The following is a 25,065-nucleotide window of genomic DNA, read 5'->3' on the forward strand; positions in this document are numbered from 1 at the left end:
TCAACCGGGCTGCGCGACGGGGGCGTGCTCACCGAGCATGAACGAGGGATCCACCTGCGCCGCCAGGTCGGCTCCCGTCCTGGCGTTTCCCCAGCTCTCGGCGTTCTTCAGATGGAAGTGCACCATCTGCCGTGTGTAGCGCTCCCAGTCCCGCGCCGCGTACGAGTCCTCCGCCGCGTTCTGCAGGCTCTGCAGGGCCATGCGGTTGTCCGCCTCCAGCAGCTCGAAGCGGGGCGGACGCCCTTTCTCCATGGCGCGTACCCAGTTGGAGTGCCCCACGGTGACGAGCAGGTCGTCGCCGACTTCCTCCCTGAGGAACGCGATGTCGTCCTCACCCTGCACCTTGTTGCCCACGACCTTCAGGGCCACCCCGAAGTCGCGGGCGTACTCCTTGTACTGGCGGTACACGGAAACGCCCTTGAGGGTGGGCTCTGCCACCAGGAACGTCATGTCGAAGCGGGTGAACATCCCGGAGGCGAACGAGTCGGAGCCGGCGGTCATGTCGACCACCACGTACTCGTCCGGGCCGTCCACGAGGTGGTTCAGACAGAGCTCGACCGCTCCGACCTTGGAGTGGTAGCAGGAAACCCCGAGATCCGACTCGGTGAAGGGGCCGGTGGCCATCAAACGGATGTCGCCGTCGTCGAGCCGGACCGTCCGGGCGCACGCGTCGTACACCGGGTTGTCCTCGACCACGCGCAAGAGCCGTGATCCCTCGCCGGGAGGGGTGGTCTTGATCATCGTGTCGGCCGAGGCGATGCGGGGGTTGGAGCCGCGCAGATAATCCTTGATCAGCGGCAGATGGGCGCCCATCGCGGGCAGCGACGCCGCTTCTGCCTCGTCGAGACCGAGCGCGGCCCCCAGGTGCTGGTTGATGTCGGCGTCCACCGCGATGACGTGCGCCTCGTTGGCGGCCAGGTGACGAATGAAGAGGGAGGACAGGGTCGTCTTGCCGCTGCCACCCTTCCCTACGAAAGCGATCTTCATGTTCACCTAGAGTAGCGGAGCGATTGCTTCGGGTTGCCTCGAAGGGTGAGGAAGACCACTCCAATGTGGGCCGGACCCCCTCGCGCGCGTAACCTCGCTACTTATGAGTACGAACGCCTCGCCGGCCGATCCCCTCGCCGCCCTCGGTGCCCTGCCGGGCGTTGCCGACTCCGTTGATTCGGTGCGGAAGGCCGTCGACAGGGTCTACGGACACCGGGTCATGCGCCGCCGCAGCAACGAGATCACCTCCGAGGCCGCCCTGCGCGGAGCGCGTGGCTCCGCCGCACTGTCCGGAGCGGACTGGGCCCTGGAGGAGGTGCGCCGGCGTACCGACTTCGGCAGCGAGCCGGAGGCGCGCACCGTCGGCGCCGCCCTGCGGCTCACCGCCGAAGCAGGTCAACTGCTCTCCATCTGGCGGCAGTCGCCGCTGCGCGTCCTGGCTCGGCTGCACCTTGTCGCGGCCGGCCGCGCGGGCGACGACGACACCGTGGGACGCCCGCGCCTGCCCGGCGAGACCGTGGACGAGCCGCTGATCAACGCGCCGCTGCCGGACGTCGCCGAGGTGACGGGCCGACTGGACGGTCTGGCAGAGTTGATCATCGCAGGCACCGAAGCGCCTGCCCTGGTGACGGCCGCGGTGGTGCACGGCGAACTCCTGGCCCTGCGGCCGTTCGGCTCCTGCAACGGGCTGGTCGCCAGGGCGGCCGAGCGGATCGTGCTCGTCGGCAGCGGGCTCGACCCGAAATCGATTTGCCCGGCCGAGGTGGGCCATGCCGAGCAGGGCAGAGCCGCATATGTCGCCGCCTTCGAGGCGTATCTGACCGGAACGCCGGAGGGGCTGGCCGCGTGGATCGCCCACTGCGGCCGCGCGGTGGAGCTCGGCGTCAGGGAGTCGACGGCGGTGTGCGAGGCGCTTCAGCGCGGCGCCGCCTGAGGCTGCTTTCCTGAGCTGCGGAAAGTCCCGGGAACGGGTTGCGGCGGTACCGCTTCCGGTACCGCCGCTGGCACGAGCCCCGAGTTACCATGCGTCCTCGAAATGTTGCCCATCAGGTCGGGAACTTTGCCCGTCACCTGGTGCGGCTGGCCCGTAATCGACGGGTCGACGTCGCGTGGGTGCTCAGTTTTCATGCTTCGGTCCGTGGGGCCTTCTGCGTTACAGGTGATCCTTTCGGATGTACTCGGTCTCGCGGGCCGTGACTCCTTTGTACTACTGCGGCCACGGATAGGAAAGGCCTGCCTGGAGTTCTTTACTTTTAGGTTCAAATACGGGCGAACCGAATGTGCCTTGATCGACGGGCGCCGACCCGTCTCCCGGGGGTCCGTACTCCGGGAGACAGCGCGAATCAGCCGACGGCAGTCTGCGCGGCGGCGGTCCGCCGGCGGCTGGCGTACCAGACGAGCCCGGCCGTAGCCGCTGCCGCTCCGACGGCGGCCATGGCGATCAGGGCGGGCCGCGGTGCCATCGAGAAGCCGGGCAGTCGCTGCTTCAAGCGCACCGGACGGTGGAAGTCGAGAATCGGCCAGTCGCGCAGGACCGCCTCACGGCGCAGCCCTCGCCCCGGGTTCACCGCGTACGGATGTCCCACGGCCGCGAGCATGGGGACGTCGGTGACCGAGTCGCTGTACGCGTAGCTGCGCGCCAGGTCGTACCCCTCGGACTCGGCGAGTTCCCGGATCGCCTCCGCCTTGGTGGGGCCGTAGGCGTAGTAGCCCACCTCGCCGGTGAAGCAGCCGTCGTCGCCGACCACCATGCGGGTGGCCACCACGCGGTCGGCGCCGAGCAGCTCGCCGATCGGCTCCACGACCTCGGCGCCGGAGGTGGAGACGATCACTACGTCGCGGCCGGCGGCGTGATGCTCCTCGATGAGCGAGGCGGCCTCGTCGTAGATGATCGGGTCGATGAGGTCGTGGAGCGTCTCGGCGACGATCTCCTTGACCTGCTGGACGTTCCAGCCTTTGCAGAGCATGGAGAGGTACTCGCGCATCCGCTCCATCTGGTCGTGGTCCGCACCGCCCGCGAGAAAAACGAACTGGGCATAGGCGGTACGCAGTACGGCGCGCCGGTTGATCAGCCCGCCTTGGTAGAAGGACTTGCTGAAGGTCAGAGTCGATGACTTCGCAATGACCGTCTTGTCCAGGTCAAAGAAGGCGGCTGTGCGCGGCAAGGAGTGGTTTTCCACGAGGCAGAGCATATGTGCCCGCCATTCGGCGTACGCTCGGGCGTGTGGGTTTGCCTGAGAAGGCTCTCGGGTACACCATGGAAGTCACGGATCGTTCGCGACCGTGCTAACCCGGTCCGGCTCCTCCCCCCCCGAGTCGGCCGGAGAGACGACCCCCGCTCTCCCCCCCGGCGGGGGTCGTCGCATGTCCGGGCACGTTTTCCCGGCTCTCCCGCGCTTCCGGCGCCGGTGTTCGCCCTTCGGTCGGATCAGGACGGCACCGGACGGCCTACCCCCGGATTGGTCACTGACTGTAGTCGTCGGGATGCTCTCCGAGAGCCTTCCGAAGAGTGTGCAGTGCGGCTCAAGGATCTGTCCATGAGTCATCAAGCGCTCACCGGTATGAGCTACCGGGATATTCACAAGTGGCGAGTTGTCCACAGTTTTTCAGCAAGATCCACACGATTTTTCACTGGGCCGCACCGTGATTCCAGCCGCGTAAGTCGCGGGCCGAAGGAATCACGGATCTCGATGCGATGCGAGATCGCAGAGGGAAGGGGTGGAGATCGTGGCCGGATCCATCACATCGGACCGCTCGCGCGCCGCGGAGGAGCGGCCTGGCGGACCCTTGATCGTCACCGAGGACATGGAGCTGCTGGACGATCTGCTGCGGCTGTGCGCCGCAGCGGGTGCAGAGCCGGAGGTCCACCATTCGCTGCCGGAAAGGAAGGGCGGTTGGGAGGAAGCGCCGCTGGTCCTCGTCGGCGACGATGCCGCCGCGCGCTGCCACGGCGCCTCGCGCAGGCGCGGGGTGTTCCTGGTGGGCAGGGACCAGGACGACCCCGACGTATGGCGGCGAGCCGTGGAGATCGGGGCCGACTGCGTGCTGCGGCTCCCCGACGCGGAGAGCTGGCTGGTCGACCGGATCGCGGACGTGGCCGAAGGCGTCGGGCGTCAGGCGCTGACCGTGGGCGTGATCGGCGGCCGTGGCGGCGCAGGGGCTTCGACCCTGGCCACCGCTCTTGCTGTGACCGCCGCACGCGGCGGACGGCGAACGATGCTCGTCGACGGCGATCCGCTCGGCGGAGGACTGGACGTGCTGCTCGGAGGCGAGCACACGGAAGGCATGCGATGGCCGGATTTCGCCGCTTCGAAAGGCCGTGTCGCCGGCGGTGCGCTGGAGGAGTCGCTGCCAGAACTGCACGCGCTGCGCGTGCTCAGCTGGGACCGCGGCGATTCCGTCGTCATCCCACCGGAGGCCATGAGGTCCGTCCTGGCGGCCGCCCGCCGGCGGGGCGGAGTGGTGGTCGTCGATCTGCCCCGGCGCGTCGACGAGGGCGTGGCGGAGGCCCTGGCCCAGCTCGATCTCGGGCTGCTCGTCGTGCCGGGCGAGCTGCGAGCGGTCGCCGCCGCGAACAGGGTGGCCTCCGCCGTGGGCATGGTCCTGGCGGACCTCCGGGTGGTGTGCCGCGGTCCTTACGCGCCCGGGCTGGACGAGCAGTGGGTGGCGGCCGCCCTCGGACTGCCGCTCGCCGGTGAGCTCCCGACAGAGCCCGGACTGGCGGCCGCGCAGACCGCCGGAGCGCCACCGGGCGGCAGCGGCCGCGGACCGCTCGCAAGGTTCTGCACCGCGTTCTGGGAGCGTGCGCTGGTGGGGGAGGGCACCGCATGAGCTCCGGACTGCTGGAGGCAGTACGGCAGCGCCTGGCGGAGAGCGGCGCGGAGCCCACGCCGGCCCGCGTGGCCGCGGCCCTGCGGGCGCAGGGCCGGCTGCTGGGCGACGCCGAAGTGCTGGGCGGCACGGAGCGGTTGCGCTGCGAGCTGGTGGGCACGGGGCCGCTGGAGCCGCTGCTGGCCGACCCGTCGGTCACGGACGTGCTGGTTTCCGCGCCCGACCGGGTATGGGTGGACCGGGGCAGGGGCCTGGAGCTCACCGAGGTGACGTTCGCGGACGCGGCGTCGGTGCGCAGACTGGCCCAGCGGCTCGCCGCGGTGGCAGAGCGGCGGCTGGACGACGCCCGTCCATGGGTGGACGCCCGACTGCCCGACGGGACACGCATGCATGCCGTGATCCCTCCCGTGGCCGTCGGCTCGACGTGCCTGTCGCTGCGCGTCGTGCGGCCCCGTGCTTTCTCGGTCGGAGAGTTGGTCACCGCCGGCACGGTGCCACCCGGCGGGGACAGGCTGCTGCGGGCCCTGATCGAGGCCCGGCTCTCGTTCCTGATCAGCGGCGGGACCGGTTCGGGGAAGACGACGCTGCTGAGCACCCTGCTGGGGATGGTCGGGGAGCGGGAGCGCATCGTCCTGGCCGAGGATTCGGCCGAATTGAGACCCGAGCATCCGCATGTGGTGCGCCTGGAGTCGCGCACGGCGAACCAGGAGGGCGCGGGACGCGTGACCTTGAGGGACCTGGTGAGGCAGGCCCTGCGCATGCGCCCCGACCGGCTGGTGGTCGGAGAGGTCCGGGGCGCGGAGGTGACCGAACTCCTGGCGGCCCTCAATACAGGCCACGAAGGCGGCTGCGGCACTGTCCACGCGAACGCGGCGGCGGACGTGCCGGCTCGGCTCGAGGCGCTGGGCACCGCGGCCGGGCTCGATCGGGCCGCGCTGCACAGCCAGTTGGCTGCTGCTCTCGCGGTGGTGATCCACCTCGTGCGGGACGGGGCAGGCAGGCGGCGGCTGGCAGAGATCCATGTGCTGGAGCGGGACGCGGCGGGACTGGTGGTGACGGTGCCCGCCCTGAGATGGGCCAAGGGGGCGTTCGCGGCGGAGGCAGGCTGGGAGCGGCTGCGGACCCTGGTCGGTGATGCGCTGTGACAGCCGTCCAGTCGATGTGCGCGGCGGCGGTGTGCCTGATCGCGGCTGCCTGGCTGCTGACCGGCGGGCAGGAGCAGGAACTGCGAAGGGCGCGGCTGATGTTCGCGGGCCCGGGGGCGGTGGTTCTGCCGCCGTGGTGGTCGTGGGAACGGCTCCTGCCCCTGATCAGGCTCCGCAAGGAGTGGTGGTGCCTGCCTGCGGGAGCCGCGGTGGCTGTCGCCGGCGAATCTCCGTTGCCGCTGGCTGCGGGAGCCGTCGCCGTGCCGTTGGTGCGGCGGTGGCTGCGGGCCCGGGAACGCAGGAACGACGAGGACCGGCGGGCCCTGGGCGCCATCGGCCTGTGCGGGGCGACAGCCGGGGAGCTGAGGGCGGGTCTGCAGCCGGCACAGGCACTGCTCTTCGCCGCGGCGGCGACGGACGTCCTCGGGGATGCGGAGGCCGAGGTGCTGGCGGCGGCGAGATTCGGCGGAGACGTGCCCGAGGCATTGCGCACGGCGGCGCGACAGCCGGGCGCGGAAGGACTGGCCGGGGTGGCGGCGTGCTGGCGGGTCGCCGTGGACAGCGGTGCCGGCCTGGCGGCCGGGCTGGACCGTCTGGAAGCGGCCCTGCGCGCCGAGATGGATCAACGAGAGGAGCTGAAAGCGCAGTTGGCAGGCGCTAGGTCGACCATCGTGCTGCTTGCGCTGCTGCCGGTCGCCGGTCTGGCCATGGGCTGGGCCCTCGGGGCCGAACCGCTGCATGTGCTGTTCCACAGCCCGGCCGGCATCGCCTGTCTGGTGATCGGAGGGCTGCTGGAGACGGCAGGGCTGTGCTGGGCCGGACGGATCGTGCGTGCGGGAGGGGAGGCATGAGCGGCGAGGCCGTCCACAGCCTGGGGACGACCGCGGGAGTTCTCGCCGCCATGGCCTGCCTTGTCTCCCTGGTGGCGGCGAAGCGGCGAGAGGGAAAGGTGCGCACGAGGGGCATGGCCTTGCTGCGGTCAGGGCTCGAAGTCCGCGGCAGGCGTATCGACTTCGGGAGGGCCAGGCCCTGGGCGGCTCCGCTGGGCGTGGTCGCCGTCGGCTGGTTCCTCATCGGCGGACCCGCGGGCGGCGCAGTGGGACTTGTCGCCGCCATGGGAGTGCACCGATGGCAGCGGGACCGTCGGCAGCGGACCGACGCCGGCGCGCCCGAGGCGGACGCCAGTAAGGAAGTTGCGCGTCAACTGCCGCTGGCAGCCGACCTGATGGCCGCGTGCATTTCCGCCGGAGCGGGCCCGCGGGAGGCGGCGGAGGCGGTCGGCGAATCCCTGGGCGGCCCGGTCGGTGGCCGCCTCGCACGGACTGCCGCGCAGCTGCGGCTCGGTGCGGAACCGGCGCCCGCGTGGGGTTGCTTCGGCGAGATACCGGGCGCGGAGCCGCTGGCCCGCTGCTTGGAGCGGGCCGACTCCACCGGAGCTCCGGCCGCGGAGCCGGTGTCCCGGCTCGCGGAGCGATTCCGTGCGGAGCGTGCCCGCGCCGTGGCGGGCCGGGGACGCAGGGCGCAGGTACTGATCACGGCGCCGGTGGGGCTGTGCTTTCTGCCCGCCTTCCTCGCGGTCGGCGTGGCGCCCGTGGTGATCGGCCTGGCGGGCGGACTCCTGCACGGCAACTGACGACAGACAACGCGACGACACAGACGGCAATTTCGACATCAGGGGGTTCACCATGTGGCAAGCGATGCGGGTTCGGCTGACCGCGCTGAGGCGCAGGATGCGCACCGACGACGGTATGACCACATCCGAGTACGCGATGGGAACGATCGCCGCGTGCGCCTTCGCGGCGGTCCTCTACAAGATCGTCACCAGCGGCACCGTCTCGGGAGCGCTGGAAGCCGTGATCGGGAAGGCGCTCGATGCGCAGTTCTGAGGCGCCTTCCGCCGGCGCAGGGGCCGGGGCACGGTCAGGTCCAGGGGTAGGCGCACGGCCAGGGCGAGGCCCGGAAGGCGACCCCGGCCGAGGTGACGCCCAAGGCAAGGGTGACGGCAAGGAATTCGGGGACAAGGGATCCGTGACGGCGGAGGCAGCCGTCGCGGTGCCGGCGCTGGTGATGTTCACCATGGGGCTGGTCTGGGCCTTGATGGCGGCTTCGGCGCAGATCCAGTGTGTGGACGCCGCGCGGGCCGGTGCTCGCGCGGCGGCACGGTCGGAGCCACGGGCCGCGGCGGTCGCCGCCGCCCGTTCGGCGGCACCGAGCGGCTCCGCGGTCACCCTCACACGGAACGGTGACCTGTGGCGCGTACGCGTCGAGGCGGACACGCCCGGGCCGGGCGCGCTCGACCTGACGCTGAGCGCGGAGGCCGTCGCGTTCGCCGAGGACTCCGTGGGTCAGGGACCGAACGCGGTCGCGCCGGGCGCGGTCGTCGTGCGGGACACCGGTCCACAGGTCATCACAGGGGAAGCGGCACGGGACCGGACGCCCGGGGACACCGCGCGGAACGCCGCCCAGGCCCCGGCATCGGCCCTGACGGGGCTCTCAGGCCCCGCCCCGGCCTCCCCGGTCCGCAGACACCGGGCCGGCGCTCAGAAGCGGGGAGAGGGCCTTGTGCTGATGCGTGCGGACAGAGGGGGCCGCGGTAGCGACACAGGGCCTGCCCGCGCCGTCGGCGTACCGAGGGCGGAGCGCCCGGAACGGCCCGGCACAGCCACAGCGGCGATCGCGGAGGTGGCGCCGTGAGCGAGGACCGTGGCTCGGCGACCGTGTGGGCGGCGATGGCGACGACTGTGCTGTGCGCGATGTTCGCGATCATCCTGGCGATGGGCCAGGCCGTGGTCGCCCGGCACCGGGCGGGAGCCGCGGCCGACCTCGCGGCCCTCGCCGCGGCCGACAACGCTCTGCGGGGCACGGCCGAGGCCTGTGCGACCGCGGGCCGGGTGGCCGGCGCTCAGGGAGCGCAGCTCGTCCGGTGCTCCCTGACGGGCGAGATCGCCGACGTGAGCGCGACGGCCCGTTTCGGCCCCTACGCCCCGGCGGTCAGGGCGCGGGCGGGTCCGCCGGAGTCTCCTGGGCCGCCGGCGCCGTCCGGAGCAGCTCCGTGAGCAGCCGGACCGCGCCCCGCTTGTGCAGCGGATCGTTGCCGTTGCCGCATTTGGGCGACTGGATGCAGGACGGGCAGCCCGCCTCGCATTCGCACGAGGCGATCGCCTCCCGGGTGGCGTTGAGCCACTCGCGGGCCGTGTGGAAGGCCCGCTCGGCGAAGCCCGCCCCGCCCGGGTGCCCGTCGTACACGAAGACGGTCGGCAGCAGCGTGTCGGGATGGAGCGGCACGGAGACGCCTCCGATGTCCCAGCGGTCGCATGTGGCGAACAGGGGCAGCATCCCGATGGAGGCGTGCTCGGCGGCGTGCAGGGCCCCGCCCAGCTGCTCCGGATTGATCCGGGCTGCGTCCAGCTGGTCCTCGGTGACCGTCCACCACACGGCACGGGTGCGCAGGGTCCGGGGAGGCAGGTCGAGCTTGGACTCGCCGAGGACTTCGCCGGTGATGAGTCTGCGCCGCAGGAAGGAGACGACCTGGTTGGTGACTTCGACGGAGCCGTAGCTCAGGCGTCCGTCTCCCCACGGAATCTCGATGTCGGTTTCGAGTACGGAGATGGACGTGGTGTCGCGTGCGGTGGTCGAGTAGGGCGGTCCGGCCTCCGTGACGAGGGCGACGGAGTCTTCCAGGTCGAGCTTGTCGACCAGGTACGTACGGCCCTGGTGCAGGTGGACGGCGCCGTCGTGGACCGCTGTGTGGGCGGCGCCCTCGTCGACCGTGCCGAGCAGCCGGCCCGTGGCGGACTCGACGATCTGGACGGGCCGACCGCCGCCGCCCCGGATGTCGGTCAGGTCGGCGGCACGCTCGCGACGGGTCCAGTGCCAGCCGGAGGCCCGCCGCCGCAGCAGCCTCGCGGCCTCCAGCTGGGGCATGAGGTCCGCCGCGCCCGGACCGAAGAGCTCCAGGTCGGTCTCTGTGAGGGGAAGCTCGGCGGCTGCCGCGCACAGATGGGGGGCCAGCACGTAGGGGTTGTCCGGGTCGAGGACGGTGGATTCCACCGGACGGTCGAACAGGGCCTCGGGATGGTGGACGAGGAACGTGTCCAGCGGGTCGTCCCGGGCCACGAGCACGGCGAGGGCTCCCTGACCCGAACGGCCCGCCCTGCCCGCCTGCTGCCACAGGGAGGCCCGTGTGCCCGGGTATCCGGCGATCACGACGGCGTCCAGGCCGGCGACGTCCACACCGAGCTCGAGGGCGGTGGTGGCCGCCAGACCGAGGAGTTCACCGGAGTGCAGGGCACGCTCCAGTGCCCGGCGCTCCTCCGGGAGATAGCCGCCCCGGTAGGCGGCGACACGCCGGGGCAAGGAGCGGTCCACCTCGGCGAGGCGCTCCTTGGCGATCACGGAGATCAACTCGGCGCCGCGGCGGGAGCGTACGAAGGCCACGCTGCGGACGCCCTGCACCGTCAGGTCGGTCAGGAGGTCGGCGGTCTCCGCGGTCGCGGTGCGGCGTACGGGCGCGCCCTTCTCGCCCTGGAGCTCGGTCAGCGGCGGCTCCCACAGCGCGAAGACCAGCTCTCCGCGCGGGGAGGCGTCGTCCGCGACCTCGTGCACGGGCAGGCCGGTGAGCCGGCCCGCCGCGACGGCCGGTTCCGCCGACGTGGCGGAGGCGAGCAGGAAGACCGGATTCGCACCGTAGCGCGCGCACAGCCGGCGAAGACGGCGCAGCACCTGGGCCACATGGGAGCCGAAAACGCCGCGATAGGTGTGGCACTCGTCGATCACGACGTACCGCAGTGAGCGCAGGAAGGAGGACCAGCGTGGGTGGGCGGGGAGTATCCCGCGGTGCAGCATGTCCGGGTTGGTGAGGACGTAATTGGCGTACTGGCGCACCCATTCGCGTTCTTCGACCGGCGTGTCGCCGTCGTAGACGGCGGGTCGGATGCGGTTGCCGAGCGGGGCCGCCAGCTCCTTCACCGCGCGTCGCTGGTCGGCGGCGAGCGCCTTGGTGGGCGCCAGGTAGAGCGCGGTGGTGCCCCTGCCGTTCGGAGCCTCCGCGCCGTCGAGCAGCGTGCTCAGTACGGGGGCCAGATAGGCGAGGGACTTGCCGGACGCCGTGCCGGTCGCGATGACCACGGATTCGCCGTTGAGGGCATGCTCGGCAGCGGCTGCCTGATGGGCCCAGGGGTGCTCGATCCCGGCCTGCTGGACGGCGCTGATCACTTCTGCCCGGATGCGGTCCGGCCAGACGGCATGCCTGCCCGGTCGAGGGGGCAGGTGCTCCGTATGAGTGATGCGCGCAGCCCGGCTCGCACCAGCGGTGAGCCGGTCGAGGACCGTGCTGGGGGAGGGGCGGTTTTCCACGCTCCCGGGCGGTCGACTGGGACGGTGATTCATGGCCATCGGCACCGAGTGTGTCACTGGCGTGACGGACAATGGTCCCAAGGCGTCGTGCATGGCTGCTGGTAAGTGATTGAATGCCATCGCGGCTGGCGACCGTCCTCCGGCTCCGTCGGGGAGACTTGAAGGGCGGCCGCTCGATAGCAAGGTGCTGGAGGATCCGTGGACCTGTCCCTGTCGACTCGCAATGTGTCCGGACCTGGTGGCGACCGTACGGTCGTCGAGGTCGGTGGCGAGATTGATGTGTATACCGCGCCCAAGCTGCGCGAGCAGTTGGTCGAGTTGGTGAACGACGGCAGCTACCACCTGGTTGTCGACATGGAGGGCGTGGACTTCCTCGACTCCACCGGCCTCGGCGTGCTCGTGGGCGGGCTCAAGCGTGTGCGTGCCCACGAGGGCTCCCTGCGCCTGGTCTGCAACCAGGAGCGCATTCTCAAGATCTTCCGGATCACGGGTCTGACCAAGGTGTTCCCCATTCACACCACGGTCGACGAAGCTGTCGCGGCGACCGACTGACGGTCGGCCGGAGACTGCCGGAAGCAAGAGGGGCCCCGGGCATCCAGCCCGGGCCTCTGAGAGGCACGCCCGTACGTCGAGAGGCACGCCCGTACGTCCGAGGGGGACTGCATGGCCACCGTTGAGCTCCGCTTCAGCGCCCAGCCCGAACATGTCAGGACGGCGAGACTGGTTGCCGCTGCCGTGGCTCGTCGTGCCGGAGTCGAGGAGGCGGTGCTGGACGAGGTCCGGCTCGCCGTCGGAGAGGCCTGCAGTCGCGCTGTCGGGCTGCACCGCAGCCATGGCATCACCGCGCCCGTAAGGGTGGTCCTGGCCGATGAGGAGAAGATCTTCTCCATCGAGGTCGGTGACGAGGTCCCGAACGCGGGCGCCGGCTCCACAGCCGTGTCCGGCGGACGCAGCGAGGGCACCGAGGAGCTCGACGCGGAGGGCGAGGACGAGATGGGCCTCGCCGTCATCAGCGGCCTCGTCGACGACATGGAGGTCTCCTCCACCGAGGACGGCGGTGTCATCCGTATGAGCTGGCCGGCGACATCGTTCGCCGTCGCGCCCTGACGTCGTCACCTTCCGAGTCGTCCTGGAGCCCATCGGTTCCCGAGCCGCCGGTCCGACAGTTGTCGGCCCCGTAGCCGTGGGCCCTGTGCTCCCGGAGCCGGTCGGTCCGCCGGCCCTTCGCCCCATGAGCCGTCGGTCGGACAGCTTCGGCCCCGAGCCGGCGGTCCGACAGCTGTCGGCCCCAAGTGTCGGTCCGTGGGCCCTTCGGCCCCCTGAGTGTCGGTCCCCGCGCCCGTCGGTCCCGGAGCGGCCTCGGAGCCCCCTGTCCCGGAGACCTCGACCGCGGAGCCGTGGCGCCCTGATCGTCGTCTTCTGAGCCGTCACGCTCTGATCCCACCGTGCAGGACCGGACAGTCCTGGGGCCGGTGCGCCGGAGGGGCAGATCGGCGTCGCGCAGGGATCCGGTCTCAATGTCCGCTGATCATTCCGGATCGTTCCGACGTAAAGAGGCCCTGCTGAGCAGGGCCTCTTTCGTATTTTCTAGATCATCGTTCGGGCGTCAATGCTTTTGCACCGTTACTGCTTTCGGGGATCATTTTCGAGCCCGATCATTTGCTGAGTAGCAAGTCAAGGTCAATTACATTTACCGCGCCCTGTTTTGATCAGGTTCCGCTCCCTACAATCCGTCCACATCTTGAGCTCTGACGTCAAGGAGGACGAATGGCGGGGCTCTTCAACCCACACCTGATCGATCACCCCACTTCTCTCGCAGCCGCGGTACTCACGGATGACAACCGACTGATCGTTATTGTGATCGCGGCCGTCGCCCTGGCAGCACTCGTGGTCGCCCAGCTCCTGGTACGCCAGGTGCTGGCCGCGGGCGAGGGCACCGATTCCATGAAGAAGATCGCGGCCGCGGTACAGGAAGGCGCGAATGCATATCTGGCACGGCAGCTGCGCACTCTCGGCGTCTTCGCCGTCGTGGTGTTCTTCCTGCTGATGCTTCTCCCGGCCGACGACTGGGCGCAGCGGGCCGGGCGCTCGGTGTTCTTCCTGGTGGGTGCGCTTTTCTCGGCGGCCACCGGATACATCGGCATGCGCCTTGCCGTGCGGGCCAATGTGCGTGTCGCCGCCGCCGCGCGTGAAGCCACGCCGGCGGAAGGCGAGGCGGAAAAAGATCTCACGGCCGTCTCGCACAAGGCCATGAAGATCGCTTTTCGTACGGGCGGCGTGGTCGGCATGTTCACGGTGGGCCTCGGTCTGCTGGGCGCGTCCTGCGTCGTGCTCGTCTACGCGGCGGACGCGCCGAAGGTGCTCGAGGGCTTCGGCCTCGGCGCGGCGCTCATCGCCATGTTCATGCGTGTCGGTGGCGGCATCTTCACCAAGGCGGCCGACGTCGGCGCCGACCTCGTCGGCAAGGTCGAGCAGGGCATCCCCGAGGACGACCCGCGCAACGCCGCCACGATCGCCGACAACGTGGGCGACAACGTCGGCGACTGCGCGGGCATGGCGGCCGACCTCTTCGAGTCGTACGCCGTCACGCTCGTCGCGGCCCTCATCCTCGGTATGGCCGCGTTCGGCGACGCCGGGCTCGCCTTCCCGCTCATCGTCCCGGCGATCGGCGTGGTCACCGCGATGATCGGCATCTTCGCGGTCGCCCCGCGGCGCGCCGACCGCAGCGGGATGACGGCGATCAACCGCGGCTTCTTCATCTCCGCGCTGATCTCGCTCGTCCTGGTGGCCGTGGCCGCCTACGTCTATCTGCCCGGCTCGTACGCCGAGTTGGACGGGGTCGGCGACGCGGCGGTCCAGGCGCACGACGGGGACCCGCGGGTCCTGGCGCTCGTCGCCGTCGCCATCGGCATCGTCCTGGCGGCGCTGATCCAGCAGCTGACCGGCTACTTCACGGAGACCAACCGGCGCCCCGTGCGCGACATCGGCAAGTCGTCGCTCACCGGCCCGGCGACCGTCATCCTGGCCGGCATGTCCATCGGCCTCGAATCGGCCGTCTACACCGCCCTGTTGATCGGCCTCGGCGTCTACGGGGCCTTCCTGCTCGGCGGCACGTCGATCATGCTGGCGCTGTTCGCGGTGGCGCTGGCCGGCACGGGTCTGCTCACCACCGTCGGCGTGATCGTGGCCATGGACACCTTCGGCCCGGTCTCGGACAACGCACAGGGCATCGCCGAGATGTCCGGTGACGTCACCGGCGCGGGCGCCCAGGTGCTGACCGACCTGGACGCCGTGGGCAACACCACCAAGGCCATCACCAAGGGCATCGCGATCGCCACGGCCGTGCTGGCGGCCGCGGCGCTCTTCGGCTCGTACCGCGACGCCATCGCGACGGCGGCCTCGGAGGTCGGCGAGAAGCTGGGCGACGGGGCCCCGATGAACCTGGTGATGGACATCTCGCAGCCCAACAACCTGGTGGGCCTCGTTCTCGGCGCCGCGGTCGTCTTCCTCTTCTCCGGGCTGGCCATCAACGCGGTGTCCCGCTCCGCCGGCGCCGTGGTCTACGAGGTGCGGCGGCAGTTCCGCGAGCACCCCGGGATCATGGACTACACGGAGAAGCCGGAGTACGGGCGCGTCGTCGACATCTGTACCAAGGACGCGCTGCGCGAGCTGACGACGCCCGGTCTGCTCGCCGTGCTGACCCCGATCGCGGTCGGCTTCTCGCTCGGCGTCGGCGCCCTCGGATCGTTCCTCGCGGGCGCGATCGGCACGGGAACGCTGATGGCCGTCTTCCTCGCCAACTCCGGTGGCGCGTGGGACAACGCCAAGAAATTCGTCGAGGACGGACACCACGGCGGCAAGGGCAGTGAGGCGCACGCCGCGACCGTCATCGGCGACACGGTCGGCGACCCGTTCAAGGACACCGCCGGCCCGGCGATCAACCCGCTGCTGAAGGTCATGAACCTGGTTGCGCTGCTGATCGCGCCCGCCGTGATCCAGTTCAGCTACGGGGACGACGCCAGCGCGGGGGTGCGTGCGGTGGTCGCGGTCCTGGCGATCCTGATCATCGTCGGTGCCGTGTACCTCTCGAAGCGGCGTGGCATCGCCGTCGGCGACGAGTCGGGCACTGCCGAGCACAGCTCGAAGCCGACCGATCCGGCGGTGGTTTCCTGACGCTGATTCAGTGGATGGGCGGGCGGCACGGTTTGACGTGCCGCCCGCCCGTCCGTGTGTGGAATCACCGCTCAGGGTGAGCCTTGTCTCTCTTGGTGCAAATGGCTTCAATAGGTAATAAAGCGGGCGCACGACACGCGGTTGTCGCCCAGTTGGCGTGTATGTTCCGGGGCCGAGAGGCCTTGGAAGGGACCAATCCGGTGAACAAGAAGCTTGCGGCCGCCCTGTCCGGCGGCGCGGTACTGGTACTGGCGCTGTCCGGCTGCGGCGACGACAGCGAAGAAAAGGTGAACGCCTGGGCGAAGGACGTCTGCGACCAGGCGCAGCCGCAGATCAAGAAGAGGGCGGACGCACAGCAGGCCATCATCTCGACGGCTGCGGACGGTAAGCCCGCGGACATCCAGGCTGCCGACTCCAAGGCGTTCGCGGACATCGCGGCTGCGGACAAGGCGCTCGCCAAGGCGGTCAGGGACGCCGGCGTCCCCCCGGTCGAGAACGGCGAGAAGCTCCAGCAGGACGCGGTGAAGGAGCTCGACGCCACCGCCGCCGCCTACCTCGACCTGAAGAAGAAGGTCGACGAACTCGACCCGAAGAACCAGCAGAAGTTCGCGGACGGCCTGCAAACCGTCGCGGACGGGCTGAAGAAGATCGAGCGCATGGACCAAGCGGCGCTGGCGAAGCTGCAGTCCGGGGAGCTGGGCACGGCCATGGCGAAGCAGCCCGGCTGCCAGCGGGCCGACACGTCGAACCCCGCAGGCGGCGCGTCGGCTTCGTCGGGCAAGGCGTAGGCCGTCCCGGCGCCGTGGCTCAACGGCGCCCGCCCGTCCGGCACGACGTCGGACGGGTCGTGGGGGCCGTCCCGGTGCCGTGACGCAACGCGCCCGCCCCTCCGGCGCGGCGGCGGGCCGGTGGATGTCTTCGGTCCGATAGGCGGTGTCGGCACGGCGGGATCGCCGTCGGTGTGCGACGGGAGCCGGGGTTCGGCGGACGGCAGCGGTCCGAATGGGACGCCGGGCCGCGCGGCGGTCGTCCCTCGCGGCGGCCACAATGGGCGGGTGAGTACGACAAGCCTCCCCGTGCCCGACCACGCGCCCCGGCTGCGTGAAGCGCTCCTCTCCGCCGCCTTCACGGCCGACGGGCTGCTCGACCTGCTCGGCGCGCCCGCCTACGCGGCGCTCGCCCGCAGCGAGACCGTGCCCGCCCTGCGCGCCACGCGCGGGGCGGGCGTCCTGGAGACGCTCGTCCGGCTGTTCCTGCTCCAGTGCGCCGTGCCCCATGAGCAGGCCCGCAAGGCGCTCCCTCTCGACGAGTGCCTCGCCGACGGCTGGGTGTCGCGCGACGGCGACGAGGTACGGGCCACCGTGGACGTCCGTCCGTACGGCGGGCCGGAGGGGCAGGACTGGTTCATCGTCTCCGACCTCGGCTGCGCGGTCGGCGGGGCGGGCGGGGCGAGCGGCCAGGGCGAGGGAGTGGTCCTCGGCGTCGGCGGCGCGTCCACCACGCTCGCCGGCATCACGATCCGCACGCCCGTCGCGGCCGCGCTGGACCTGGGAACCGGTTCCGGCATCCAGGCGCTGCACGCCGCCCGGCACGCCACGCGGGTGACGGCCACCGATCTCAACCCCCGGGCCCTGCACTTCACCCGGCTCACGCTCGCCCTGTCCGGCGCGCGGGAGGCCGACCTGCGCGAGGGGTCGCTGTTCGAGCCGGTCGGCTCCGACACGTACGACCTGATCGTGTCGAATCCCCCGTTCGTCATCTCCCCCGGCGCCCGGCTGACCTACCGGGACGGCGGGATGGGCGGGGACGATCTGTGCCGCTCTCTCGTTCAGCAGGCGGGGGACAGGCTCAACGACGGCGGTCACGCCCAGTTCCTCGCCAACTGGCAGCACGTGGAAGGGGAGGACTGGCAGGACCGGCTGCGCTCCTGGGTGCCGCCCGGCTGCGACGCGTGGATCGTGCAGCGCGAGGTGCAGGACGTGACGCAGTACGTGGAGCTCTGGCTGCGCGACAGCGGGGACCACCGCACCGACCCGGCCCGGTATGCCGCGCGCTACGACGCGTGGCTGGACGAGTTCGAGGCCCGCCGCACGAAGTCGGTCGGCTTCGGCTGGATCACCTTGCGGAAGTCCGGCGCCGAACGCCCCTCGATCGTCACGGAGGAGTGGCCGCACCCCGTCGAGCAGCCGCTCGGCGACACGGTGCGCGCGCACTTCGCCCGGCAGGACTATCTGCGTGCGCATGACGATGCCGCGCTGCTCGCCGATCACTTCGTTCTGGCCGAAGAGATCATGCAGGAGCAGGTCGGGATGCCGGGCGCGGAGGACCCGGAACACGTGGTGCTGCGCCAGAACCGGGGCATGCGCCGTGCCACCAAGGTCGACACTGTCGGCGCCGGTTTCGCGGGCGCGTGCGACGGCAGCCTGAGCGCCGGGCAGATCCTCGACGCCATCGCCCAGCTGCTCGGCGAGGATCCGGTCCTGCTGCGCGACCGCACTCCGCAGGCACTGCGGCTGCTGATCGAGGAAGGCTTCCTGGAGCCCGTCCCGCGGTGACGCCGCACCGTGCGGCGGACCGGCCGCTTCCGGCCCCGTCCCCGGTCCCGCGTCCCGGCCGCTTCCGGTCCCGGGCCTCGCTGCCGGTCCCGCTTCCCGGCCGCTTCCGATTCCCGGTCCCCGTACCCGGTCCGGCTCCCGCGGCTCGTGGTGGCGGAAATCGACAGGGAAATCCGGCCAAGGTTCGGTTTGCGGTCCCATTTCCTGTGACTTCGTCCCCGCCCGCCGTGTGACTTCGACCGCGACCGGGCGGGTGAACCCCACGTGGCGTTCACCCGGAGTTCGTGCCTGCGACGCCCTGGGGTGCCAGCCTCGCCCTGCACAGGGACCTCGGCGTCAGGAAAGGACCGGGTACGGGCATGGAGAGCGGGCCAGCGATCTTCGCCGGAACGGCATTCGCGCTGTTCGGGGCCGCACTGCTGCTGTGGACGGGGATGCGCGCGCTGCACCGCCGGCCCGTCGCACACGGAGTGACCACGGCCACGGGCGTGACCTTCGGGATGCTGTTCGGTGCGGTGTTCCTCACTCTCGCCGTGTGGTGCTTCGGCCGTCTCTGACCCGGCTCCCGGAAGACGACGTGCCGGGTCCGGGCGGCATGAACAGTTGGACTCGGGTTACCGTTCGAGTGGCCGTTGCGGGCTTTTGCCGTTTGACACGGGGGCGGGTTGTACCGTCACACTCCGCAGCGACAGCAGCGTCACAGCAGTGCGACCAGGCACAGGACCACGTGCCGCACCCGCCGTGAGCGCCCATCGAGCGTCGACCGGAGAGAAGAGCGAAGTTGTCCCCGACCAGCGAGACCGCACACGGCGGCCGCCGACTTGTGATCGTCGAGTCGCCTGCCAAGGCGAAGACGATCAAGGGCTACCTCGGCCCTGGCTATGTCGTCGAGGCGAGCGTCGGGCACATCCGCGACCTGCCGAACGGTGCCGCAGAGGTGCCGGAGAAGTACACCGGCGAGGTGCGGCGGCTCGGCGTCGACGTCGAACATGACTTCCAGCCCATCTATGTCGTCAATGCCGACAAGAAGGCCCAGGTCAGGAAGCTCAAGGAGCAGCTCGCCGAATCCGACGAGCTCTTCCTCGCCACCGATGAGGACCGCGAGGGCGAGGCCATCGCGTGGCACCTCCTCGAGGTTCTCAAGCCCAAGGTCCCGGTCCACCGGATGGTCTTCCACGAGATCACCAAGGAAGCGATCCGGGACGCCGTCGCCAACCCGCGCGAGCTGAACAAGCGCATGGTCGACGCCCAGGAGACCCGCCGCATCCTCGACCGCCTCTACGGCTACGAGGTCTCGCCGGTCCTGTGGAAGAAGGTCATGCCCCGGCTGTCCGCCGGGCGCGTCCAGTCGGTGGCGACCCGGCTCGTCGTCGAGCGGGAGCGCGAGCGCATCGCCTTCCGTTCCGCCGAGTACTGGGACCTGACCGGCACGTTCTCCACCGGCCGGGCCGGTGACCCGTCCGACCCGTCCACGCTCACCGCCCGCCTGAACACCGTCGACGGGCAGCGTGTCGCGCAGGGCCGCGACTTCGGTTCCGACGGCCGGCTCAAGTCCGCCCAGGTGCTGCACCTGGACGAGGCGAACGCCCGCTCCCTCGCGGCGGCCCTCGAAGGCGCGTCGTTCGCGGTGCGCTCGGTCGAGTCCAAGCCGTACCGCCGCTCGCCGTACGCACCGTTCCGTACGACGACGCTCCAGCAGGAGGCGTCCCGGAAGCTCGGCTTCGGGGCGAAGGCGACCATGCAGGTCGCGCAGAAGCTGTACGAGAACGGCTTCATCACCTACATGCGTACGGACTCCACGACGCTGTCCGAGACGGCCGTCGCCGCGGCCCGTGCACAGGTGACGCAGCTGTACGGCGCCGACTACCTGCCGGAGAAGCCGCGCGTGTACGCCGGCAAGGTCAAGAACGCGCAGGAGGCGCATGAGGCGATCCGCCCGTCGGGTGATCGTTTCCGCACCCCCGCGGAGACCGGCCTGACCGGTGACCAGTTCAAGCTCTACGAGCTGATCTGGAAGCGGACCGTCGCCTCTCAGATGAAGGACGCGGTCGGTAACTCCGTCACCGTGAAGATCGGTGGCCGGGGTTCGGACGGCCGTGACGCCGAGTTCAGCGCGTCCGGCAAGACGATCACGTTCCACGGCTTCATGAAGGCCTATGTCGAAGGCGCCGATGACCCGAACGCGGAGCTCGACGACCGCGAGCGGCGCCTGCCGCAGGTCGCGGAGGGCGACGCCCTGTCGTCCGAGGAGATCTCGGTCGACGGTCACGCCACCAAGCCGCCGGCCCGCTACACCGAGGCGTCCCTCGTCAAGGAGCTGGAAGAGCGCGAGATCGGCCGCCCGTCGACCTACGCCTCGATCATCGGCACCATCCTCGACCGCGGCTACGTCTTCAAGAAGGGGACGGCCCTCGTCCCCTCGTTCCTCTCCTTCGCCGTGGTCAACCTGCTGGAGAAGCACTTCGGCCGGCTCGTCGACTACGACTTCACCGCGAGGATGGAGGACGACCTCGACCGCATCGCGCGCGGCGAGGCCCAGGCCGTGCCGTGGCTGAGGCGCTTCTACTTCGGCGAGGGCGACGCCGCCGGCGCCGCCTCCGAGGCGGGCAACGGCGACGGCGACCATCTCGGCGGCCTCAAGGAACTGGTCACCGACCTCGGCGCGATCGATGCCCGGGAGATCTCCAGCTTCCCCGTCGGCAACGACATCAAGCTGCGCGTCGGCCGGTACGGGCCGTACGTCGAGCGTGGCGAGAAGGAGGCGGAGGGCCACCAGCGCGCCGACGTCCCCGAGGACCTCGCACCCGACGAGCTCACCGTCGAGTACGCGGAGGAACTGCTCGCCAAGCCGAGCGGTGATTTCGAACTGGGCACCGACCCGGCCACCGGCCACCAGATCATCGCCAGGGACGGGCGCTACGGCCCGTACGTGACCGAGGTCCTGCCCGAGGGCACGCCGAAGACGGGCAAGAACGCGGTCAAGCCGCGGACCGCCTCGCTCTTCAAGAGCATGTCCCTGGACACGGTGACGCTCGAGGACGCCCTGAAGCTGATGTCCCTGCCGCGGGTGGTGGGCACCGACGCCGAGGGCGTCGAGATCACCGCGCAGAACGGCCGCTACGGCCCGTATCTGAAGAAGGGCACCGACTCGCGCTCCCTCGAGAACGAGGAGCAGCTCTTCTCCATCACGCTGGAAGAGGCACTGGCGATCTACGCCCAGCCGAAGCAGCGTGGCCGGGCCGCGGCCAAGCCGCCGCTGAAGGAACTGGGCACCGACCCGGTCAGCGAGCGTCCGGTGGTCGTCAAGGACGGCCGGTTCGGCCCGTACGTGACGGACGGCGAGACGAACGCCACTCTGCGGACCGGCGACAGCGTCGAGGACATCACTCCGGAACGCGGATACGAGCTGCTCGCCGAGAAGCGGGCGAAGGGGCCCGCCAAGAAGACGGCGAAGAAGGCTCCGGCGAAGAAGACGGCCGCCAAGAAGACGGCGGCGAAGAAGACCGCCGCCAAGAAGACGACCGCCGCGAAGACGACCGCCGCGAAGACGACGGCCAAGAAGACGACGGCCAAGAAGACGACCGCGAAGACGGCGGCCAAGAAGACGGCCGCTTCGGCGGACGAGTAGCCGGGACGGCGGGGCGGTCTCCTCGTGAGGAGACCGCCCCGCCGCATACCGTGACCGGGCGCTCCGCGACAGGCGAACTTCACACCCTTGCCACAAGAGCGCCCGTATGTTCGGACACCCCTCCGGGGAGCACCACGCTCCGGATAGGCTGGCCGAATGACGCGAGCCGAGCAGCCAGCCGAGCAGCAGGCGGTCATGAGCACCGCTTCACAGACTGCCTCCGACGCATCGGGTTCCGATGCACTTGCCACGGACTCACGTGAACGGGCCGTGCGCTCCCTGTTGCGCCACCCACCGCTGAGGCGGTTGTGGAACGCCCAGGTGGTCGGCGGCACCGGGGACGCACTCGCCGTGCTTGTGCTCCTCCTGCTGTCGCTCCAGGCAGCGGTGGAGTCCGGTTCGTTCGGAAGCGGATACCGCGGGGCCGCCTTCGCGGTCGCCGCCGTGTTCGGCGCGCGGGTCCTGTCGACGCTGCTCTTCGGAGCCGTACTCCTCGGCCCGATGACCTCACTCACGGCGCCGAGCGGACCGTTCGACCGGCGCTGGACCATGATCGGGTCCGACGGGCTGCGCCTGGCGCTGCTCGTCGTCGCACCGCTGTGGATCGACTGGACACCCGACAACGCACTGGCGATCCTGCTCGTCACGGTCTTCCTGACCGGCGTCGCCGAGCGCTTCTGGACCGTCGCCCGCGAAGGTGCCGCACCCGCGCTGCTGCCCGCGCCGCCGCCGGAGGGCGCGGCCGTACGGCCCCTGCCCGACCACCTCGAGTCGCTGCGCACGCTGTGGCTGCGCACCGCCTTCGCCGTCGTACCCGCCGCGGCCGCGGCGCTCCTGCTCGCCACGCTGATCGGCAACCTGCTGGGCACGGGCGTCGAATGGTTCTCCCAGCACCAGGCGGCGCTGGGCTCCTACCTCGCGGCCGGACTGTTCGCCGCGTCCGTGTCGACCCTGTACTTCGTGGAGCTGCCCGGCTCGCACACGCCCCGGCCGCGTTCGCCGCTGGAGGGTCTGCGGCGGCCGTCCAAGGGCGACGGGCCGGACAAGGGCCGCACAGGCGCCATACCGCTGTTCGTCCTGGCCTGCGCCGCCGTCACCGCGGCCATCGCCTCCGCCGCGGCGGTCGCCGTGCTGCACGCCGTGGACCTGGGCGGCGGCCCCGTGACCTTCTCGCTGCTGATCCTCGCGCTGATCGGTGGCACCGGTGCCGGCATCCGCGGGGCGGGCGCCGTACTGCCTTCGCTGTCCCGCCGCAGGCTGCTCGCCCTCGCCCTCGCCGTGACCGGCGTCGCCCTGCTCGCGCTGGGCCTCGTTCCGGACACGGCGACCGGGCTGTTCCTCGCCGCGGTCGCCGGCGTCTCCGCGGGCATCGCCGCGAACACCGGACACGCACTCGTCGACCAGGAGACCGAGGACTTCCGGCGGCCCCGGTTCGCCACGCATCTCCAGGCCGTCGTCCGCTTCGTCATCGGGCTGGCCGCGGTCGCCGCCCCGCTGCTCGCCGCCGCGATCGGACCGCACCGGCTGGCCGGCGGCGACTTCGTCTTCGCACACGGCGGGGCCGCGTTCACGCTCATGCTCGTCGGAGCACTGCTGCTGCCGGTCGCCGCGCTCGTGCTCGCCAAGACGGACGACCGCTCCGGCGTGCCGCTGCGCCGCGACCTCCGCGACGCACTGCGCGGCGGGGCCGACCCGGGGCAGGCCCCCGCGACGAGCGGATTCTTCATCGCCATCGAAGGCGGCGACGGAGCCGGCAAGTCGACCCAGGTCGAGGCCCTCGCCGAATGGATCCGCGCCAAGGGCCACGAGGTGGTCGTCACCCGCGAGCCCGGTGCCACCCCGGTCGGCAAGCGGCTGCGTTCCATCCTGCTGGACGTCTCGAGCGCCGGACTGTCCAACCGCGCCGAGGCACTGCTGTACGCGGCCGACCGCGCGGAGCACGTCGACTCGGTGATCCGCCCGGCGCTCGACCGGGGCGCGATCGTCATCTCCGACCGGTACATCGACTCGTCCGTGGCCTACCAGGGCGCCGGCCGTGACCTGTCCCCGACCGAGATCGCCCGGATCTCGCGCTGGGCGACGGACGGTCTCGTGCCCAACCTGACCGTGCTCCTCGACGTGTCGCCCGAGGCCGCCAGGGAACGCTTCACCGAGGCACCCGACCGGCTCGAGTCCGAGCCGGCGGAGTTCCACCAGCGGGTCCGCTCCGGCTTCCTGACCCTGGCCGCGGCCGACCCCGGCCGCTACCTGGTCGTCGACGCGGGACAGGAGCCCGGGTCGGTCACCACGGTCGTGAGGCACCGGCTCGACCAGCTGCTGCCGCTGTCGGAGGCGGAGATCAAGGCCCAGGAGGACGCCCGCAAGGCGGCCGAGGAGGCGGCCCGCCGCAAGGCCGAGGAAGAGGCGGCGCGGAAGGCCGAGGAGGAGCGCCTCGAACGGGAGCGGCAGGAACAGCTCGCCAAGCTCCGGGCCGAGGAGGAGGAGCGCAAGCGCCGCGAACTGGAGGAGGCGCGGCAGCGCGAGGCGGAGCGCCAGGCCGAGGAGGCCAGGCAGCGCGCCGAGGAGGCGCGGCGCCGGGCCGAGGAGGAGCGGCAGCGCCGCGAGGCCGAGGAGCGGGCACGCCAGGCGGAGCAGGAACGGCTGCGCAAGCAGGCTGAGGAAGAGGCCCGGCTGCGCAAGGAGGCGGAGGAACGCCGCCTCGAGAAGCAGCGCAAGGCCGAGGAGGCGTTGCTGAAGGCGGAGGAGGCACGCCGGGCGGCGGAGGCCGCCGCTGCCGCGGCCGCCGCCGCGTCGGCCGTGGAGACCACGGTGCCCACTCCGGTCGTGAAGCCGGACGAGGTCACGCAGGAGGTCCCGATGCCGGGCGGCTCGCACGACGCCACGAGCGTGCTGCCGAAGGTCCCGGACGAGGCCGAGACGGCCATGCTGCCCAAGGTCCCCGACAACGAGGACACCACCATGCTGCGGCCGGTGCGTGACGTGCGTGCGGCGGACGAGACGGCGGTACTGCCTCCGGTGCGCGACGCCGGCCCGGCCGACCGTGTGCCGCCGGGCATCTTCCGCGACGAGCACGAGGAGCGGGGGGTCGGCGGGGGCAACGAACGCACCACGGAACTTCCCCAGGTGGATCCCTCTGCGGAGCGCCCGCGCCGCCGCTCCGACTGGGCGGAGGAGACACCTCTGGACGACCTTCCGACGCTCGCGGACGAACTCCTCGGCCCGCACGAGGACGACGAGAACGATGGCGGACGCGGACGCCGGGGCCGCCGCGGCTGACGGAAGCACCTGTGCGCGCTGAAGAGGACCGGGCCCGGTGCCCGGTCCTCTTGCGGTTGCGGGACCTACGGGACCTGCTGACTCGCGATCCCGCGGGGCAGGGCGGCGGGACGCC

19 protein-coding genes are annotated in these 25,065 nt (G+C 71.1%); 16 read left to right on the plus strand and 3 right to left on the minus strand.

Annotated features, from left to right (window positions below; genetic code table 11):
* The gene (locus ACTMTU_RS12675) at window positions 1-987 is read right to left on the minus strand and encodes a nucleotide-binding protein (protein WP_441263561.1); all 987 of its coding nucleotides are present in this window, start codon (window positions 985-987) and stop codon (window positions 1-3) included.
* Window positions 988-1,090: 103 nt separating this feature from the next.
* On the opposite strand from ACTMTU_RS12675, the gene ACTMTU_RS12680 reads away from it, so the two are divergent.
* Window positions 1,091-1,921 carry an oxidoreductase gene (locus ACTMTU_RS12680; protein ID WP_441263562.1) on the plus strand — a complete coding sequence of 277 codons (831 nt, stop codon included), beginning with the start codon at window positions 1,091-1,093 and terminating at the stop codon, window positions 1,919-1,921.
* Window positions 1,922-2,330: 409 nt separating this feature from the next.
* Here ACTMTU_RS12680 and ACTMTU_RS12685 read toward each other — a convergent pair whose 3' ends face one another.
* Window positions 2,331-3,179, minus strand: coding sequence for an HAD family hydrolase (locus ACTMTU_RS12685; RefSeq protein WP_441263563.1), 849 nt, complete (start codon window positions 3,177-3,179; stop codon window positions 2,331-2,333).
* 535 nt (window positions 3,180-3,714) lie between these two features.
* Here ACTMTU_RS12685 and ssd point away from each other — a divergent pair.
* The 7 genes from ssd to ACTMTU_RS12720 all read left to right on the plus strand — a co-directional run bounded on the left by ssd (window position 3,715) and on the right by ACTMTU_RS12720 (window position 9,019).
* The gene (gene ssd / locus ACTMTU_RS12690) at window positions 3,715-4,818 is read left to right on the plus strand and encodes a septum site-determining protein Ssd (RefSeq protein WP_441263564.1); all 1,104 of its coding nucleotides are present in this window, start codon (window positions 3,715-3,717) and stop codon (window positions 4,816-4,818) included.
* Window positions 4,815-5,963, plus strand: a complete 1,149-nt coding sequence (locus ACTMTU_RS12695; protein ID WP_441263565.1) for a TadA family conjugal transfer-associated ATPase — start codon at window positions 4,815-4,817, stop codon at window positions 5,961-5,963. Before ssd ends, ACTMTU_RS12695 begins: the two co-directional genes overlap by 4 nt.
* 14 nt (window positions 5,964-5,977) lie before the next feature.
* A complete protein-coding gene (locus tag ACTMTU_RS12700; protein ID WP_441263715.1) occupies window positions 5,978-6,814 on the plus strand; it encodes a type II secretion system F family protein in 837 nt (278 codons plus the stop codon).
* Window positions 6,811-7,596: a type II secretion system F family protein gene (locus ACTMTU_RS12705; RefSeq protein ID WP_441263566.1), complete on the plus strand. Its 786-nt coding sequence runs from the start codon at window positions 6,811-6,813 to the stop codon at window positions 7,594-7,596. The genes ACTMTU_RS12700 and ACTMTU_RS12705 overlap by 4 nt, the downstream gene beginning before the upstream one ends.
* Window positions 7,597-7,648: 52 nt before the next feature.
* On the plus strand, window positions 7,649-7,849 hold the full coding sequence (locus tag ACTMTU_RS12710) for a DUF4244 domain-containing protein (RefSeq protein WP_005314364.1): 201 nt from the start codon (window positions 7,649-7,651) through the stop codon (window positions 7,847-7,849).
* 142 nt (window positions 7,850-7,991) lie between these two features.
* Window positions 7,992-8,657 carry a TadE family type IV pilus minor pilin gene (locus ACTMTU_RS12715; RefSeq protein WP_441263567.1) on the plus strand — a complete coding sequence of 222 codons (666 nt, stop codon included), beginning with the start codon at window positions 7,992-7,994 and terminating at the stop codon, window positions 8,655-8,657.
* Window positions 8,654-9,019 (plus strand): Rv3654c family TadE-like protein, encoded by a 366-nt coding sequence (locus tag ACTMTU_RS12720; RefSeq protein WP_441263568.1) that lies wholly within the window; start codon window positions 8,654-8,656, stop codon window positions 9,017-9,019. Before ACTMTU_RS12715 ends, ACTMTU_RS12720 begins: the two co-directional genes overlap by 4 nt.
* Here ACTMTU_RS12720 and ACTMTU_RS12725 read toward each other — a convergent pair.
* Window positions 8,955-11,438 (minus strand): DEAD/DEAH box helicase, encoded by a 2,484-nt coding sequence (locus ACTMTU_RS12725; RefSeq protein WP_441263569.1) that lies wholly within the window; start codon window positions 11,436-11,438, stop codon window positions 8,955-8,957. The genes ACTMTU_RS12720 and ACTMTU_RS12725 overlap by 65 nt on opposite strands.
* A 78-nt stretch (window positions 11,439-11,516) precedes the next feature.
* Here ACTMTU_RS12725 and ACTMTU_RS12730 point away from each other — a divergent pair, with 78 nt between their 5' ends.
* The 8 genes from ACTMTU_RS12730 to tmk all read left to right on the plus strand — a co-directional run bounded on the left by ACTMTU_RS12730 (window position 11,517) and on the right by tmk (window position 24,950).
* On the plus strand, window positions 11,517-11,870 hold the full coding sequence (locus ACTMTU_RS12730; RefSeq protein WP_003967428.1) for an STAS domain-containing protein: 354 nt from the start codon (window positions 11,517-11,519) through the stop codon (window positions 11,868-11,870).
* A gap of 111 nt (window positions 11,871-11,981) precedes the next feature.
* Entirely contained in the window at window positions 11,982-12,425 is a 444-nt protein-coding gene (locus tag ACTMTU_RS12735; protein ID WP_441263570.1) for an ATP-binding protein, read from the plus strand.
* Window positions 12,426-13,085: 660 nt separating this feature from the next.
* Window positions 13,086-15,491 (plus strand): sodium-translocating pyrophosphatase, encoded by a 2,406-nt coding sequence (locus ACTMTU_RS12740; protein WP_441263571.1) that lies wholly within the window; start codon window positions 13,086-13,088, stop codon window positions 15,489-15,491.
* A 200-nt stretch (window positions 15,492-15,691) separates the two neighbouring features.
* Window positions 15,692-16,279, plus strand: coding sequence for a small secreted protein (locus tag ACTMTU_RS12745; RefSeq protein WP_441263572.1), 588 nt, complete (start codon window positions 15,692-15,694; stop codon window positions 16,277-16,279).
* A 267-nt stretch (window positions 16,280-16,546) separates the two neighbouring features.
* Window positions 16,547-18,046, plus strand: coding sequence for a DUF7059 domain-containing protein (locus ACTMTU_RS12750; RefSeq protein WP_441263573.1), 1,500 nt, complete (start codon window positions 16,547-16,549; stop codon window positions 18,044-18,046).
* Window positions 18,047-18,405: 359 nt separating this feature from the next.
* Window positions 18,406-18,603, plus strand: a complete 198-nt coding sequence (locus ACTMTU_RS12755; RefSeq protein WP_159689215.1) for a hypothetical protein — start codon at window positions 18,406-18,408, stop codon at window positions 18,601-18,603.
* A gap of 224 nt (window positions 18,604-18,827) precedes the next feature.
* On the plus strand, window positions 18,828-21,674 hold the full coding sequence (gene topA, locus ACTMTU_RS12760; RefSeq protein ID WP_441263574.1) for a type I DNA topoisomerase: 2,847 nt from the start codon (window positions 18,828-18,830) through the stop codon (window positions 21,672-21,674).
* A 156-nt stretch (window positions 21,675-21,830) separates the two neighbouring features.
* On the plus strand, window positions 21,831-24,950 hold the full coding sequence (tmk, locus tag ACTMTU_RS12765; protein WP_441263575.1) for a dTMP kinase: 3,120 nt from the start codon (window positions 21,831-21,833) through the stop codon (window positions 24,948-24,950).
* Window positions 24,951-25,065: the final 115 nt, after the last annotated feature.

The organism is Streptomyces sp. OZ13, assembly GCF_052068155.1.
Lineage (GTDB): Bacteria > Actinomycetota > Actinomycetes > Streptomycetales > Streptomycetaceae > Streptomyces.

Excerpts from the sequence above, each read along its gene's own strand:
- ACTMTU_RS12675 (WP_441263561.1), bottom strand. The coding sequence starts at position 987 with ATGAAGATCGCTTTCGTAGGGAAGGGTGGCAGCGGCAAGACGACCCTG.
- ACTMTU_RS12680 (WP_441263562.1), top strand. The coding sequence starts at position 1,091 with ATGAGTACGAACGCCTCGCCGGCCGATCCCCTCGCCGCCCTCGGTGCC.
- ACTMTU_RS12685 (WP_441263563.1), bottom strand. The coding sequence starts at position 3,179 with ATGCTCTGCCTCGTGGAAAACCACTCCTTGCCGCGCACAGCCGCCTTC.
- ACTMTU_RS12695 (WP_441263565.1), top strand. The coding sequence starts at position 4,815 with ATGAGCTCCGGACTGCTGGAGGCAGTACGGCAGCGCCTGGCGGAGAGC.
- ACTMTU_RS12700 (WP_441263715.1), top strand. The coding sequence starts at position 5,978 with ATGTGCGCGGCGGCGGTGTGCCTGATCGCGGCTGCCTGGCTGCTGACC.
- ACTMTU_RS12705 (WP_441263566.1), top strand. The coding sequence starts at position 6,811 with ATGAGCGGCGAGGCCGTCCACAGCCTGGGGACGACCGCGGGAGTTCTC.
- ACTMTU_RS12710 (WP_005314364.1), top strand. The coding sequence starts at position 7,649 with ATGTGGCAAGCGATGCGGGTTCGGCTGACCGCGCTGAGGCGCAGGATG.
- ACTMTU_RS12725 (WP_441263569.1), bottom strand. The coding sequence starts at position 11,438 with ATGGCATTCAATCACTTACCAGCAGCCATGCACGACGCCTTGGGACCA.
- ACTMTU_RS12735 (WP_441263570.1), top strand. The coding sequence starts at position 11,982 with ATGGCCACCGTTGAGCTCCGCTTCAGCGCCCAGCCCGAACATGTCAGG.
- ACTMTU_RS12740 (WP_441263571.1), top strand. The coding sequence starts at position 13,086 with ATGGCGGGGCTCTTCAACCCACACCTGATCGATCACCCCACTTCTCTC.
- ACTMTU_RS12755 (WP_159689215.1), top strand. The coding sequence starts at position 18,406 with ATGGAGAGCGGGCCAGCGATCTTCGCCGGAACGGCATTCGCGCTGTTC.
- tmk (WP_441263575.1), top strand. The coding sequence starts at position 21,831 with ATGACGCGAGCCGAGCAGCCAGCCGAGCAGCAGGCGGTCATGAGCACC.